The following is a 15,256-nucleotide window of genomic DNA, read 5'->3' as shown; positions in this document are numbered from 1 at the left end:
GGGCTTTCGAATACTAGGTTAAGCGTATGGCAAATTTAAAAGAAATTCGCGCCAAAGTTGCTAGTATCAAGAGCACGCAAAAGATTACTCGCGCGATGCAAATGGTTGCTGCTTCTAAGATGCGTCGTGCGCAAGAGCGCATGGCTCAAGGCCGTCCGTATGCCGAAAATATGCACCGTGTAATTGCTCATTTGGTACAGGCGAACCCTGAATACAAACACCGTTATATGATTGAACGCCCTGTAAAACGCGTTGGTTATATCATCGTGTCTTCAGATCGTGGTTTGGCAGGTGGCTTGAACATTAACTTGTTCAAGAAAGTTGTAAAGCATGTACAGCAACAACAAGAGCAGTCAATTGAAGTTCAGTTTGCTTTAATTGGTCAAAAAGCGGTTTCGTTTTTTAAAAACTACGGCGGTAAAGTGCTTGGTGCAACTACAAACGTAGGTGACGCGCCAAGTCTTGAACAGTTATCTGGTTCTGTGCAAGTGATGTTAGATGCGTACGATAAAGGCGAGTTAGATCGCATTTACCTCGTGTCAAACGGCTTTGTCAATGCCATGACTCAAGATCAGAAAATCGAACAACTTGTTCCTTTAGCATCTGCTGAAGAAAACAAGACTCTTAACCGTCAATACGGTTGGGATTATATCTATGAACCAGAAGCTGAAGAGCTGTTAAATGGTTTATTGGTTCGTTACATCGAGTCTATGGTTTATCAAGGTGTGATTGAAAACATCGCATGTGAACAGTCTGCGCGTATGGTTGCAATGAAAGCTGCAACAGATAACGCAGGTGAACTGATCAAGAGCCTACAACTTATTTATAACAAGCTGCGTCAAGCCGCGATTACTCAGGAAATTTCTGAAATCGTTGGTGGTGCCGCTGCCGTTTAACATTATTAGTTTGAATTGAGGAGACAGCAATGAGTGGCGGTCGTATCATTCAGATCATCGGCGCGGTTATCGACGTCGAGTTTGAACGCAACAGCGTTCCTAAGATCTATGACGCTCTCCAAGTTGACGGTACTGAAACTACATTAGAAGTTCAGCAACAACTTGGTGATGGCGTAGTTCGTACTATTGCAATGGGTTCTACTGAAGGCCTTAAGCGTGGTTTGAACGTAACTAACACTAACGCGCCAATCTCTGTACCAGTAGGTACAGCGACACTTGGTCGTATCATGGACGTTCTTGGTCGCCCTATCGACGAAGCTGGTCCAGTTGCAACTGAAGAGCGTTTACCAATTCACCGTCAAGCGCCTTCTTATGCAGAACAAGCGGCTTCTACTGACCTTTTAGAAACTGGTATTAAAGTCATTGACTTACTTTGCCCGTTCGCGAAAGGTGGTAAAGTTGGTCTGTTCGGTGGTGCGGGTGTTGGTAAAACCGTAAATATGATGGAGTTGATCAACAACATCGCTAAAGCGCACTCAGGTTTATCTGTATTCGCTGGTGTTGGTGAGCGTACTCGTGAAGGTAACGACTTCTATCACGAAATGAAAGACTCTAACGTTCTTGACAAAGTAGCAATGGTCTACGGTCAGATGAACGAGCCACCTGGTAACCGTTTACGCGTAGCGTTAACTGGTTTGACTATGGCTGAGTACTTCCGTGATCAAAAAGATGAGAACGGTAAAGGTCGTGACGTATTATTGTTCGTAGACAACATCTACCGTTATACACTAGCAGGTACTGAAGTATCAGCACTTCTAGGTCGTATGCCATCTGCAGTAGGTTATCAGCCTACACTTGCAGAAGAGATGGGTGTTCTTCAAGAACGTATTACTTCAACTAAGTCTGGTTCGATTACATCTATTCAAGCTGTATACGTACCTGCCGATGACTTGACTGACCCATCACCTGCTACAACGTTCGCGCACTTAGACGCAACTGTAGTATTGAGCCGTGATATTGCATCTCAAGGTATTTACCCTGCGATCGATCCACTAGACTCAACTTCACGTCAGTTAGATCCATTAGTTGTTGGTACTGAGCATTACGAAATTGCTCGTTCAGTTCAAAACGTTCTTCAACGTTATAAAGAATTGAAAGACATTATCGCAATTCTTGGTATGGACGAATTGTCAGAAGAAGACAAACTTACTGTATACCGTGCACGTAAGATCCAACGTTTCTTCTCTCAACCGTTCCACGTAGCTGAAGTATTTACTGGCGCGCCTGGTAAACTTGTACCGCTTAAAGATACAATTCGTGGCTTTAAAGGTCTTCTAGCTGGTGAATACGATCATATCCCAGAACAAGCGTTCTATATGGTTGGTGGTATTGACGAAGTGATTGCTAAAGCCGAGAAACTTTAATTAGCAGCTCTAATTTAGGAGATTCTCATGGCGACTATGCAATGTGATGTTGTAAGTGTAAAAGAGTCTTTGTACTCGGGCACTGTGACTATGCTAATTGCAAAAGGTGCTGGCGGTGAACTCGGTATTATGCCGGGTCACGCACCACTGGTAACTTTGCTTCAGCCGGGTGCAATCCGCGTTCTGCTGGAAAATGGTACAGAAGAATTAATCTATGTATCTGGTGGCGTTCTAGAAGTTCAACCGCATGTTGTTACGATTCTTGCAGATACTGCAGTTCGTGCAGAAAACTTAGATGAAGCGGCAATTATTGAAGCGCGTAAACACGCTGAACAATTGTTGGCAAATCAAAAGAGCGATTTGGACTCTGCTGCTGCTTTGGCTGCTTTGGCAGAAACTGCTGCACAGTTGGAAACCATCCGCAAAATCAAAAACCGCGCACTTTAATTGTCGGTTTAAGATTGAAAAAAGCCACTCGAAAGAGTGGCTTTTTTTATGCTGTTTGGAATTGAAGCCTTATCTTTGCTTAAGATGCTGTATTGGTAGTTTCAGTAGGCTGATTTGACTCACCTTGTAAAATCATCCCCGCCAGTTTTAGCATTTCAGCTTGAATACTCCCCATTTGCTGTTCCAGTTTCTTAAAGTCCACTTTGCTTAAATCGACTTGTCCATTTAAAAATGGTGAAGCCAAAACTTGCTGATTGGCAGCCAATAAGTTTTGACGGATGGTATCAATTTCCTGTGTTTTTAAGTCTAGGCTGCTTAGTGTTTGATTGAAGCCTTGTAACTGCTGTTGTAATTGAGTCGCTGCAATTTGTAATTGTTGTGGATCTTGCGCATCTACAGCGGTTTGCAATTCAGACTTGGTTTGATTTAGTTGTTCGACATATTGACCTGCTTTGAGCTGTAGATCAGCCACATCGCGCACAATATAGAACATATTGCCACTGCTTAATGGAGCGTTGGTTGGGTTTGTATTGCTGTTGGATGATGCGTTGGAATCATCTTGATTAGTTGTTTGCGTTTGCGGCGTGTTCATTTGATCACAGGCGCTGAGTAGCAAGGCAGAACTCAATAGTGCAAACGGAAGTAGTGTCTTCGAAGATACATTTTTCATATTCATGTGATTTTTGGTACTCATTGAGAATGAATATAAAACGAAAATATGAATAAAAAACAGATTGTTGCAAAGCAATAACAAATCTTAATTTTTTTGTCTAAATCAAAAAAATAGGAGTTTTAAAGAAACTCCTATGAATTACACTTCTTTCATAAAAGAAAAATGATCATAAGTAATGCGTCGAATTGATATTGATAGTCCCTTCTCTTGCGCCATATATGGCTCAGGATGAGGAATATATTCCGCAAGAGGATGAGGGAGCTGAATTATTGATTTAAAGAGAATTTATGAAAGAACTCTTTAACTTGCTGAATAAAAAATTATTTAGCCAATTCAGCCTCAATCGCTTCTACAATGCGCGGGTCATCTGCGGTTAAATCTGGGGCAAAACGCGCCACCACTTCACCTTGTTTATTCACCAAAAACTTTTCAAAGTTCCACAATACTTCAGGTGGTTCATTTGGGGTTAAGCCGTAATCAACTAAATCTTTCCACCATGGGCCTTCACCAATACGTTCAGGAATTGCTTGCGTTAAAGCCGTGTAGAGAGGATGTTTTTCTGCACCCACGACTGGAATTTTAGCAAACAATGGAAAACTCACCTGATAATTCAGTGAGCAAAATTCCTGAATTTCTGTATCGCTACCCGGTTCTTGTGCCAAGAAATCATTCGATGGAAAGGCTAAAATTTCTAAGCCTTGTGCCTGTTTTGCTGCGTAGAGTTGCTGTAAGCCTTCGTATTGCGGGGTTAAGCCACATTTTGATGCCACGTTCACGATCAACAACACTTTTCCTGCATATTGATTTAATGTGGTTTCCGTACCCTGATTGGTTTTTACTGCAATGTCATAAACTGAAGTGCGCATAGTTGCTTCCTAGAATCTGTATTTTACCGCTACTGTTGTAACTGTAATTTTTGGGTACAGCAAGTTTTATAGCAAAGAAATTTACGACACTGATGGAATCCCGCATAGCCGTGATATTGCGCAGAAAAATGTAATTCGTATCTGCATTTTATTTTATTGATGGATAAATCGAGCGAAAAGTGCCATAAATAGACACTGGGTTTTTAGCACTTTGCATCACAAGTCAGTTATAGAAAAGGGTTTCACAGCAGGTATGCTGTTTGGTACAACAAGGATGATGAATACATGATACGGTCAGATAAAGGCGTATTTTGGGCAATTTTATTGCCATTGATTGCGGTATTGATTTGGTCTTTAAATATTGCAGTAACGAGGTATGTGGCGGAGTATATTTCACCCGTCAGTATCAGTTTTTATCGCTGGTTGATTGCTTTTCTGATTTTAACCCCGTGGATATTGCCCAAAGTTTGGCAGCAGCGTGAGTTGATTCGTCCACATTTGAAACAGTTGGCAGTGCTTAGTGCTTTTGGTTTGGTGCTGTATCAAGGTCTAAGCTATACCGCAGCCAATTACACCACTGCAACCAATATGGGCATTATTAATGCGTTTATTCCCATGTTTACGGTTTTGGTTTCATTGCTGATCTTAAAAGACATTCCGACACGATTTGCGGTTTTTGGCTGCATTATTTCATTTTCGGGTTTGTTGTATGTGATTGCACAAGGAGATTTGCGTCAACTCAGTCAGCTGACAGGACATGCGGGCGATATGCTCATGGTTTTGGCGGTATTTTTTTACGCCTTTTATGGGGTGTTTTTAAAGAAATGGAATTTAAAATTGCCGCTCATGCTGAGTCTTTATGTGCAAATTATATTCGCCTTACTTTACCATCTGCCATTTATTTTGTGGTTCGGCTTGGATCATTTAAATAGCCAAAATGGTTTAAGTGTGCTGTATGCAGGTATATTTCCTTCAATTATTGCACCTTTGGTATGGATGTTGGCCGTTCAATATTTAGGGCCAAATCGCACCAGTATTTTTATGAATTTGATGCCTGTTTTCACGGCTATCATTGCATATTTTTGGTTGGCAGAAGTGTGGGGGAGTTATCACAGTATCGGTGGATTGATTATTTTAACGGGTATTGTGTTGGCACAAATGAAAGCACGCGTACACATTCAAGCAAAAAGTTGAGTTTAATTGGTATTTTTTTTGATCACATAAAGGTGTATTTAAAATGCCTTTTATTCAAAATTTATACAGTATTGAGTGTTATGAATTATGACAGTTTTTTTAATTTTTCTAAAATAATTGTAAAAATAGTAAGATAATTTAAATTGTTAAGAAAAAAAGATGAATCTTTCATTGAATATTTGTCTTGGATTAATAGGAAAAATCTATTTGTATAGTCGACTAAATTACTCCATAATTCACGTACTGAAAATGATCCACTGTATTCAATAATCAGTGAAATATCATTTGCAGCAAGATTTTCAAACCCTCTGGATGTGCTTTTATACACATCCTTTTTATGCTCAACCATCCCTATATGGTTGAGCTTTTTTTTATCCACTGGAGCGAATAACCTCGTGGTTCAGCACGAGGATATAAGCGACTGGAGTAAACCATATGAACGACACGAAATGTCGTTTTAAATACTTGTACTATAGTCACTATTAAGAAAAATACTGTTAAAATAATTGGATGAAGACACTCAAATTACGCATAAAAGACAAACATTGCAAGGTGCTAAATCAGTTAGCATCCGAAGTAAATTTTGTCTGGAATTATGTCAATGATTTGTGTTTTAAGCATCTACAACGTAAACAACAATTCTTTTCAGCATACGACCTTGCAAATACACGAAAGGCACATCGAAAGAATGCAACTTGCACAGTCAAACTATTCAGGCAGTGACAGAAGAATTGGTCACAAGACGCAAGCAGTTCAAAAAAGCAAAACTAAAATGGCGTGTCAGTAATAAAAAATCAGCTATACGTTCACTGGGTTGGATACCGTTTAAAAAGGTTGCAATCAAATATGCTGATGACTATGTTCAATATGGCAAGCATCAATTTAAACTATGGGATAGTTACGGATTAAGTCAATACAATATCAAAACAGGCACATTCGTAGAAGATAGTCGTGGACGTTGGTATGTTTGTCTTGTAGTTGATGCAGTCAAAATAGAAAAAACAACGCTAAAACCTCAATTGGCATAGATTTAGGTTTAAAAGATTTAGCGACTTGTTCAGATGGCGTAAAACTTAAAGCACCTCAAATCTATCGGCAATATGAACAAAAACTTGGTATTGCTCAACGTGCAAAAAATAAGAAACGTGTCAAAGCCATCCATGCCAAGATTAAAAATGTAAGACAAAACATGCTGCATCAATTCAGCCGAAAACTGGTGAATGAACATGCAGCCATCTTCGTTGGCAATGTGAATGCCAAAGCATTAGCACAAACCAGATTGGCTAAATCAGTGCTAGATGCCAGTTGGACAACACTAAGAACCATGCTCAAGTATAAATGCGAGAACGCAGGGGTATGTTATGAAGAAGTCAATGAAGCCTATACCACCCAAACTTGTTCGTGCTGTGGCTCACGCTATAGTAGTCCGAAAGATACCGTCTTGGCTGTCAACCTAATTTAGTAATTATTTACCTTATATTTGATAAGCAGTTTGATGTTTTAATACACCATAGCATAGGTGTACTAACTTACGCATTGCAGCACTAACAATCAGCATTTTAGGCTTTCCTTTTTCACGTAGTCGCTGATACAGTGCCTTAATATGGGGATTATATTGAAGTGCAACTATAGATGGCATAAATAGGCTAGAGCGTATTTTACTATCACCTGCTTTTGATAAACGACTTCGTTTATTGACCGAACTGCCAGATTGGAAATGTATAGGAACTAGACCAACATAAGCTGCGACCTGACTTGCTTTTTCAAAGCGATGAGAGCGTAATAACCCTAGCATGAGCAATCCAGTTTTCCTTCCTACTGCTGGAATAGTAGTTAGTAAAGCAAGATCATTTTTTAGCTCTGAATCACCATTTACATGACTAGAGATCGTTTCATCCAATCTAATAATCTCTTGTTCAAGTTGTTGAATACGAATATTAATTGAGAGTAATACTTGTGGAAATGTTTGAGTAGATTGAGCCTTTTCTAAACGATTCTTTTCACGTTGCAAGTCTTCTTCAAGAACTGCATATCTATTTATTAAAGCCTTTAATATTCTTACATTTTCTTTCTCAGGTTGCCATGTTGCTAACTTAACAGTATTTGCATAATAGACGAGAGCTTCGCTATCTGCTTTATCTGTTTTATTTAGCATTGATAATCCTTTTGCAAACGCTCGAACTCTTGCAGGATTAGCGATACATATTGTTAATTCCATATCATATAAAAAATGAGCTAGATTCTCATGATATACCGATGTAGCTTCCATTACAGCCCGAGTGTCTGATAAATTAACATCTAGTTCGGTTAACCACTTTACGAGTTTAACAAAACCAGATTGTGCATTATCAAACCTTTTGGTTTTTCTCTTTCCAGTTAGACCAGAAGGAAAAATACAACAATCAATTTTGGCTTTACTGACATCAATACCCAATGTAATCATGTGTACCTCTACAATCCATATAGTGTTTTAATTACTCACTAATCACGATCTAACCTTGTGAATACAGCATCAAAGTGCTTAGTTACCGTTCAGAGTTGAAAGGAGTAATTAGGGGAAAATTGTAGACTTACTCTTTCGGACAAACTTAGAAGTTTTAGGTAGAACACAAGCTCTACAATTTTCATATAGTGATAGCTAATCACTATACAAACTAAGATACAAGGTAGAGCAGGACTTGGAATAAGAGAATGGCAGTGTGTGGAGTGCGGTACGCTCCATGATCGGGATGTAAATTCCGCACTGAATATTCTTGCGCTCGGACATGAGCGTCTAGCAGTAGGAATCTCCGTCCTTTAGGTCGGGGAGGATGTCAACTAAAATTTGTCTAAAGCTAGGCGCGAATCACTGCCCCACTCTCTGCATCTAAAATACGGCTAGGTTGCTGGCTTAAACCCAAATCACCATTTAAGTAGTGCAATTGTTGATGGAAATATTGCGTTGTCTCTTGCAAAGAGCGTGCAGGGGCAAGTCCCGCAGGATTGGCACTGGTCGATACAATAAAGCCATCAAAGGCATGGCATAACGCCATACATAAAGGATGATTGGTTACGCGCACCGCTACTTTGGGGTGTTGACCTGTAATCCACTCTGGAATTGCGGCTGTGCTGGGTAATAGCCAGGTGGTTGCTCGATCTGTGGGATAAGTATTCGTCCATGACGCAATTACGCGATCTCGCATTTCGGGGTTTAAATCCTGCAGCAAATGCTCTACTTGTGACAGATGTCCTGCCAGTAAAATCACACCTTTTTCAATCGGACGCTGTTTCAGACGCAAAATTTCCAAAAATGCCTGTTGATTATATGGATCACATCCCAATCCCCAAACCGCCTCTGTAGGATAGGCCAGTACCTGTCCTTGTTGTAGACATGCAGCGGCTTCGGTGACAGAAGTTGTAATCATGGGAGTTTTACCTAAACAGAAACGTGAAATAGGCGCTTATTGTGAACCTTATTTGAGTGGACGACAACGCAGATATAAACCTGATTGTTGTAAACAGAAGCCCATGAGTTCCAGTTCCATTAATGCGCTGGTGAGTGTGGCAATATCTAAATTCAGTTGCTGTGCCAAGTGATCGATGCTTTGTCCGACCCAATCCAGTTGTTGATACAGTGCCAATAAATGCTCGGGAATATGCGGTGTACTTGTATCTGCTGTTTTTGTTGTGGTGGTTTGAAGTATTGCTTCAGTCGGTGGTGTAGATAATTTTGCTTTTGTTGAAGCTGCTGTAGTCTGATTTTGGCTTGATGCTATTTGGTTTTGTTGATATTGCCATTGGGTGGGTAGGGCTAAATCTTCAATCACTTGTTCAGGATGATCCACTAAAATTGCACCTTCACGAATCAATTGGTGGCAACCTTGATGAAATTCACTGTAAATATGTCCTGGAATGGCAAAAATTAATTTGCCTTGCTCTGCTGCCAGTTTCGCGGTAATCAGCGAGCCACTATTTAAACTGGCTTCAGCAACAATCACGCCTAAACTTAGTCCACTGACAATACGGTTACGTCGTGGAAAATGTTGCTGTAAGGGCTTAGTCTGTGGTAAAAACTCCGTAATCACGGCACCACCAGATTCTACAATTTTTTGGCGCAGGCTGTGATGTGCACTTGGATAAGTGCTGTCCAAACCTGTGCCCATGACTGCAATGGTACGTTGATGTTGCAAAGCACCTTGATGTGCGGCTTCATCAATACCTTGTGCCAAACCACTATTGATAAAGAACCCTTGTTCACTTAAATAATAAGCAAAATCATAAGCCACTTGCCGACCATGCGGGCTGGCTTTGCGACTGCCGACAATCGCAATTTGCGCTTGCAACAAAGCCTGTGCATTGCCTTGCCCAAATAAAATGGGTGGCTTGTTGGAATAGGGTCGTAACTGATTGGGATAGTCCGCATCGTCCAAAGTTAGAATAAAATCGCACTGCTGTTGCAGTTGATTCAGACATTGTTCAAAGGCGAGTTGCCCTGTTGGGCTGAGATATTCTTTGGCGCGTTGTAGATGGTTGGCATGAATGCGCACATCTGACCATGTGAGGAGGTGTTCGGGCTGCACTGCGGCAGCCACGGAACCATAATGTTGTACGAGTTTGGAAAAACTAGACAGTGAATGTTGAACCAAATACCACAACAAAATGTAGTTGATTTGCTGTGGGCTGAATGAATTCAACATCACCATCTTAAACCGTTTTAGTCGTCCATTCGTGGTGCTTGTAGGCTGGCACCGACTTTAATAGGCAATTCGCTGTCTAAGACATAGGCGTAGCTAATGTGGTCAAAGCTCTTGAAGACCATGATATTGCCAATGCGTTCGCCCGGAAGCTGAACACGTTCTTTGGTTTTCGGGTCGGTGACCACTTCGCCTTTTTGCGCTACGCTAAACACATGACCAGATTGCACGCCATGTAATGTCCCGCGACCAATCGCCACAACACTGTGTTTTGCTGCAGTACCAATCGAACCCATCACACGTAGCACCTGACCACCTGTGCTGACATTTTCAGCATGCGTTGGGTAGAACAAGGTTGGCAGCATTGGGTCATAAATTGGTAAGACGCGATCACCACGACGCACTTCGGCATTGTAGGTATCGGTCAATTCAAGTGTGGTGATGTCATTTTCACCACGTACTGCAATACCTGCAGCAACTTGAGTGAGTTCAATGCCTGCATTGAATTTTTGACCATTGGCATCGGTCAGCATGTACGGTTCGCCTTCACGATATACACCGTAGCGTTGACCTACTTCCAGACCTGCACCACGTGCATACACACTTTGACCTTTAGCAGCTAAAACACGTTGATCAGAAGTACCTAAAATATATGGTGTGCCTTGTAACGCATCTGCGGCAATAATGCTGCTGCGCTCTAACCAGTGTTTGATGTAGTCAAGTGGAATCACAGGAATGGTATTATTTAAAGACTCCACGCGAATTTGCGGCTGTAAATTGGTGCTCTTGCCTGCATAACGACGAATAATGCCTTCACAGCCATCGCCTTCATCTTTACCAATAATAGGGCGACCTTCGTAGGTACACATCAACAAACGGTCACCTGGGAAAATCCAGTGTGGATTTTTTACGTGACGGTTACTTGCCCAAATTTCAGGCCAACGTAATGGATTGTTCAGGAATTTTTTGGAAATATCCCATAAGGTATCGCCTTTTTTTACCACATACACATTTGGTGCGCTGGCTTTTAAGGCAGGCGGATTGATGTTTCGTGCAGGTGCTGCTTCAGCCACACTGATCGCACCAAGTCCCACTGTGAGACATACTGCGAGTGCTAAAACTTGCTTTTTAAACCCCAAGACACGAAAAGAGGATGTGTCTGTCAAAACCTTTTTCATTATCATAATTCCTAAAATTATGTATGTAGTTGCGTTATAATAACGATCTTACACACATTTTTTTGATGAAGCATTCCTTCATTCGGTTTTTTGATCAATGGCATAAGTGAGGATGTCCCATGGCCTTATTACCTATTTTAAGTTTCCCGGATCCCCGTCTGCGTACCATTGCCAAACCAGTCGAAGAAGTCACCGACGAGATTCGTCAGCTTGCTGCAGATATGTTTGAAACGATGTATGCCGCACCAGGAATTGGTCTAGCTGCGACACAGGTAGATCATCATATTCAGCTGATTGTCATGGATTTATCTGAAAATAAAGATCAACCCATGGTCTTCATTAACCCCAAAGTTACCCCATTGACTGAAGAGACCCAACCGTATGAAGAAGGGTGTTTGTCAGTGCCTCAAATATACGACAAAGTTGAGCGTCCGTCACGTGTAAAAATTGAAGCGATTAACCTTGAGGGTCAAACCTTTGAGCTAGAAGCAGATCAACTTCTCGCTGTTTGTATCCAACATGAAATGGATCACTTAAATGGTAAATTATTTGTCGATTATTTATCACCACTCAAAAGACAGCGTGCCCGTGAAAAAGTGGAAAAAGTAGTGCGCCAGCGTCAGAAAGAAAAAGTTGCTGTGAAGCGTTAAAACAAACAACCATCTAGTTGTCCATGTTTAGACCAAAGCATAAAAATCAGCCCAATTTCGATTGGGCTTTGTTATACTTGCGCCACACAAATTCAGGATAGATGTTTTTGTTGTTGCGTAGTGGCTTACTGCTTTCATTTATCGCAGTTTTTTTACAGATTGCTGTATTTTTACAGCCTTTGCTGCCTGAGCAATATCAAGTTGCGCCAGTCTGTGAAACCATCACGCGTGCACTTTTGTTGCCACAAGCCCACGCCGTGCATACAAATTCTTCGCATACTGCACATTCATCTACATCACAGACCGATGATCAGCAACTGACCGTACAGCATGAACATCATCATCACGATGCTTCACATCAATGTCAGTATTGTACGGTCTATGGCAACTTGGTCTTGCCACCTGAATTAGAGCTTAAAGAGGTGCTTGATCGCATTCAGGTACGTCTTTTGGCTTTCCAAAAACGTTTTCAACACGTTTGGTTTGCACTTCAGCAACTCTTTTTACTTCCGCAGGGACGTGCTCCACCTCACTTTGCATAAATTCAATGTTTTTCGGGTCTGCTTTGACCCTAACTGTATTTATGTTTTGAAGTGAGAAATAAAATGGCTCAGCCTAAATTTTTATTACAGCCCATTGCGGCTGCAGTTTGTGTTGCCTGCTATTCAGCAAGTGCGTTTGCCGATCAAAGTATGCTGTCTGCGAATACGCATAGTCTTGCGCCTATTGTTGCAACCGCACAACAGGGCAATGATGCCAATGGTTTAGTGGTGCGTGCCAATCCAAAACAACCCATTCAGCCGATTCCAGCCACAGATGGCGCAGATTATTTACAAAGCATTGTCGGTTTTAGTGCAGTGAATAGTGGCGCGGGTACCAATGGTGATGTGACCTTCCGTGGCATGTTTGGTTCACGTATTAAAATTTTAACCGATGGCTCTGAAAATTTAGGTGCATGCCCGAGTCGTATGGATTCACCAACCTCTTATATTTCACCAGAAAGTTTTGATGAAATTACCGTGATTAAAGGCCCGCAAACGGTGCAATATGCCAACACGGGTTCGGCAGCAACGGTACTGTTTGAGCGTAAGCCTGAACAATTTGGTGAAGGTCAAAACTATCGTGGACAAGCCAGTGTTTTGATGGGTTCATTTGGTCGTTTGGATCATAATATTGAAGCAGCGGCGGGTGATGCGCAGAAATATATTCGTTTAAATGCTAACCGTTCTGTGGCAGACAGCTATAAAGATGGCAATGGTACAACCGTTCCTTCGGATTGGGAGCGTTGGAACGCCGATGTTGCTTTAGGTTGGACACCCGATGCAGATACTTGGCTTGAGCTGACAGGTGGTCGAGGTGATGCCGAAGTGGTTTATGCAGGCCGCATGATGGATGGTTCTGAATTTGACCGCGAAAGTTTAGGTTTACGTGTAGAAAAGAAAAATATCACCGATGTGATTAAGAAAATTGAAGCACAGGTGAACTATAGCTTTAACGATCACGTGATGGATAATTTTAGTTTACGCCAAGTTGATGAGCCTAACAAAGCTATGACAGTTACACGCCGTACTTTAAATGCGCGTATGGCGGTGACACATGAGTGGGATAAGCTTCAATTTATTACTGGCTTAGATAGTCAAAATAATAAACATGCTGGTGGGATGTATCATGCAACTAAAGCAATGATGAATTCTCCAGTAACAACTGATATGGAATTTCAATCTTATGGTGGTTTTGGTGAATTGAGTTATCAACTCAATGATCAAAATAAATTAGTCACAGGTATACGTGTCGATCAAGTTGAGGTTGATGCTGTTAAAAAAGCTCAACAACGTAAAGAAACTTTGCCAAGTGGTTTTATTCGTTTGGAAAATCAACATCCACACCATGATGCTAAAACCTATATTGGTTTAGGTTATGTTGAGCGTATGCCTGATTATTGGGAATTGTTTAGTCCTCTGTCGGGTAACGGAAATAAAAATACGTTTAATCACATTAATACTGAAAAAACCCTTCAATTGGACTTTGGCTATCAACATGAACATGGTGCATTCAGCTCTTGGGCATCGGCTTATGCAGGTTTAATTAATGATTATATTTTGACGAATTACAAACTGAGAGATGAAAATAAGCCTCAGAGTAAAGAAAATCCTTTAGAGGCGCATACTCGAAATGTGGATGCAACGATTGTAGGTGCAGAAGTTGGTATAGGTTATCAATTTACCGATGCTTTGCAAGCTGATGTGAGTGCTATGTATGCGTGGGGTGAAAACACCACAGACAATACGCCGTTACCACAAATTTCGCCTTTGGAAGGACGTTTAAACCTACGCTATGTTCAAGATAGATACACTTTAGGTGCATTATTACGTGTAGTCGATGGTCAAAGTCGTATAAGTAAAGATGAAGGTAATATCGTAGGTTACGACCTCAAAGAGAGCAGTGGCTTTGGCGTGTTGTCTTTAAATGGCAGCTATAACCTTAATAAAAGTGTTGATGTGTCTGTGGGTGTTGATAACGTTTTGGATAAAACGTATAGCGAACATTTAAATAAACTAGGTTTAAATGGGACTGGTAGTGCAGCAAAAGTTCAGTTTAACAATAGTGGTCGTAACTATTGGGCGCGTATCAGTATGAAGTTCTAATTTGAACTTTATTTAAACCAAAAGCAGGGTTTAGGCTCTGCTTTTTACTTTTTTATTAGAACAATTTCATATGAAACAATAGATTAAATCTTGTGATTGTATTTTGAAGAATTGCACAGATTTTTATTAAAATAAATTTATGAGATAAAACAGTAGCTTATCTATTTTTGGGTTTATAAAATAAACACTCGAAATATTTCTTTTACAAAAAGCCTTGCATGGCAAAATATTTGGCCTATAATGCACATCCATCGGCGGTGATGTTGATAAAAAACTTGTTGAAAAACAATAGCTTGGTTGATTGATTCAAGATTAATTGAGTTTGTTTTGAGTAGATGGGTTTGAAAATAAAATCAACATTGCATGTTGACTTTCTGGAAATAGAGAGTAGTATAGCCGACCTAGCTTGATGCTGACGAAGCATCGAGAAGATCATTAAGAGATTATGAAGAACAACTTGTGTGGATTTTTACTGATTGATTAATCGAAAATATTTCATTGATTGATTGGTTTAAATTACTCGAAGTTTATTTGAGCGAAATTTAAGTCAGAAAATTGATGAGCCAGATTTGGAAGTTTAGATTAAAACTTCAAAATGATTTTAACTGAA

General features: G+C 40.7%; 14 protein-coding genes and 2 pseudogenes. 9 read left to right on the top strand and 7 right to left on the bottom strand.

From position 1 onward, the window contains the following. The first annotated feature begins 26 nt into the window (after positions 1-26). From atpG to FTU35_RS11945, 3 genes are read left to right on the top strand one after another with little or no spacing between them, the layout of a single operon-like run. On the top strand, positions 27-896 hold the full coding sequence (gene atpG / locus FTU35_RS11955) for a F0F1 ATP synthase subunit gamma (protein ID WP_004970136.1): 870 nt from the start codon (positions 27-29) through the stop codon (positions 894-896). Positions 897-925: 29 nt separating this feature from the next. After that, on the top strand, positions 926-2,320 hold the full coding sequence (atpD, locus tag FTU35_RS11950; protein WP_004970134.1) for a F0F1 ATP synthase subunit beta: 1,395 nt from the start codon (positions 926-928) through the stop codon (positions 2,318-2,320). Between the two features lie 27 nt (positions 2,321-2,347). Next, positions 2,348-2,767 (top strand): F0F1 ATP synthase subunit epsilon, encoded by a 420-nt coding sequence (locus FTU35_RS11945; protein WP_004970132.1) that lies wholly within the window; start codon positions 2,348-2,350, stop codon positions 2,765-2,767. A gap of 79 nt (positions 2,768-2,846) precedes the next feature. Here the strand turns inward: FTU35_RS11945 and FTU35_RS11940 are convergent, their stop codons facing one another. Both FTU35_RS11940 and FTU35_RS11935 read right to left on the bottom strand, forming a co-directional pair. Further along, the gene (locus FTU35_RS11940) at positions 2,847-3,437 is read right to left on the bottom strand and encodes a hypothetical protein (RefSeq protein ID WP_154321292.1); all 591 of its coding nucleotides are present in this window, start codon (positions 3,435-3,437) and stop codon (positions 2,847-2,849) included. A 323-nt stretch (positions 3,438-3,760) separates the two neighbouring features. Further along, the gene (locus FTU35_RS11935; protein WP_004970127.1) at positions 3,761-4,306 is read right to left on the bottom strand and encodes a glutathione peroxidase; all 546 of its coding nucleotides are present in this window, start codon (positions 4,304-4,306) and stop codon (positions 3,761-3,763) included. A gap of 285 nt (positions 4,307-4,591) precedes the next feature. Between FTU35_RS11935 and FTU35_RS11930 the strand changes: the two genes are divergently transcribed. Further along, complete coding sequence (locus tag FTU35_RS11930; protein WP_136144380.1) at positions 4,592-5,500, top strand: DMT family transporter; 909 nt, start codon at positions 4,592-4,594, stop codon at positions 5,498-5,500. Between the two features lie 85 nt (positions 5,501-5,585). On the opposite strand, the gene FTU35_RS11925 is transcribed toward FTU35_RS11930, so the two are convergent. Then, the gene (locus FTU35_RS11925; protein WP_004970123.1) at positions 5,586-5,879 is read right to left on the bottom strand and encodes a hypothetical protein; all 294 of its coding nucleotides are present in this window, start codon (positions 5,877-5,879) and stop codon (positions 5,586-5,588) included. A gap of 131 nt (positions 5,880-6,010) precedes the next feature. Here FTU35_RS11925 and FTU35_RS11920 point away from each other — a divergent pair. After that, a pseudogene (locus FTU35_RS11920) lies at positions 6,011-6,932 on the top strand (RNA-guided endonuclease InsQ/TnpB family protein); the annotation flags it as partial. A 42-nt stretch (positions 6,933-6,974) separates the two neighbouring features. Here the strand turns inward: FTU35_RS11920 and FTU35_RS11915 are convergent. After that, the gene (locus FTU35_RS11915) at positions 6,975-7,943 is read right to left on the bottom strand and encodes an IS110 family transposase (protein ID WP_154320238.1); all 969 of its coding nucleotides are present in this window, start codon (positions 7,941-7,943) and stop codon (positions 6,975-6,977) included. A gap of 219 nt (positions 7,944-8,162) precedes the next feature. On the opposite strand from FTU35_RS11915, the pseudogene FTU35_RS11910 reads away from it, so the two are divergent. Beyond that, positions 8,163-8,300, top strand: a pseudogene (locus FTU35_RS11910) (zinc ribbon domain-containing protein); the annotation flags it as partial. Between the two features lie 34 nt (positions 8,301-8,334). On the opposite strand, the gene FTU35_RS11905 reads toward FTU35_RS11910, so the two are convergent. From FTU35_RS11905 to FTU35_RS11895, 3 genes are read right to left on the bottom strand one after another with little or no spacing between them, the layout of a single operon-like run. Next, positions 8,335-8,904 (bottom strand): L-threonylcarbamoyladenylate synthase, encoded by a 570-nt coding sequence (locus FTU35_RS11905; RefSeq protein WP_004970120.1) that lies wholly within the window; start codon positions 8,902-8,904, stop codon positions 8,335-8,337. Positions 8,905-8,952: 48 nt separating this feature from the next. Then, positions 8,953-10,176 (bottom strand): DNA-processing protein DprA, encoded by a 1,224-nt coding sequence (gene dprA / locus FTU35_RS11900; RefSeq protein WP_004970117.1) that lies wholly within the window; start codon positions 10,174-10,176, stop codon positions 8,953-8,955. A 17-nt stretch (positions 10,177-10,193) separates the two neighbouring features. After that, the gene (locus FTU35_RS11895) at positions 10,194-11,351 is read right to left on the bottom strand and encodes a LysM peptidoglycan-binding domain-containing protein (RefSeq protein WP_180064765.1); all 1,158 of its coding nucleotides are present in this window, start codon (positions 11,349-11,351) and stop codon (positions 10,194-10,196) included. A gap of 119 nt (positions 11,352-11,470) precedes the next feature. Between FTU35_RS11895 and def the strand changes: the two genes are divergently transcribed. The 3 genes from def to FTU35_RS11880 all read left to right on the top strand — a co-directional run bounded on the left by def (position 11,471) and on the right by FTU35_RS11880 (position 14,646). Continuing rightward, positions 11,471-12,001 (top strand): peptide deformylase, encoded by a 531-nt coding sequence (gene def / locus FTU35_RS11890; RefSeq protein ID WP_154321169.1) that lies wholly within the window; start codon positions 11,471-11,473, stop codon positions 11,999-12,001. A gap of 107 nt (positions 12,002-12,108) precedes the next feature. Then, the gene (locus tag FTU35_RS11885) at positions 12,109-12,543 is read left to right on the top strand and encodes a DUF2946 family protein (RefSeq protein ID WP_154321168.1); all 435 of its coding nucleotides are present in this window, start codon (positions 12,109-12,111) and stop codon (positions 12,541-12,543) included. A 63-nt stretch (positions 12,544-12,606) separates the two neighbouring features. Further along, positions 12,607-14,646: a TonB-dependent copper receptor gene (locus tag FTU35_RS11880; protein WP_180064764.1), complete on the top strand. Its 2,040-nt coding sequence runs from the start codon at positions 12,607-12,609 to the stop codon at positions 14,644-14,646. Positions 14,647-15,256 lie beyond the last annotated feature (610 nt).

It is taken from the genome of Acinetobacter sp. YH12095 (assembly GCF_013419245.1).
GTDB lineage: Bacteria > Pseudomonadota > Gammaproteobacteria > Pseudomonadales > Moraxellaceae > Acinetobacter > Acinetobacter towneri.
The sequence above is the reverse complement of the archived record's forward strand: the minus strand, read 5'-3'. Positions and strand labels throughout refer to the sequence as shown.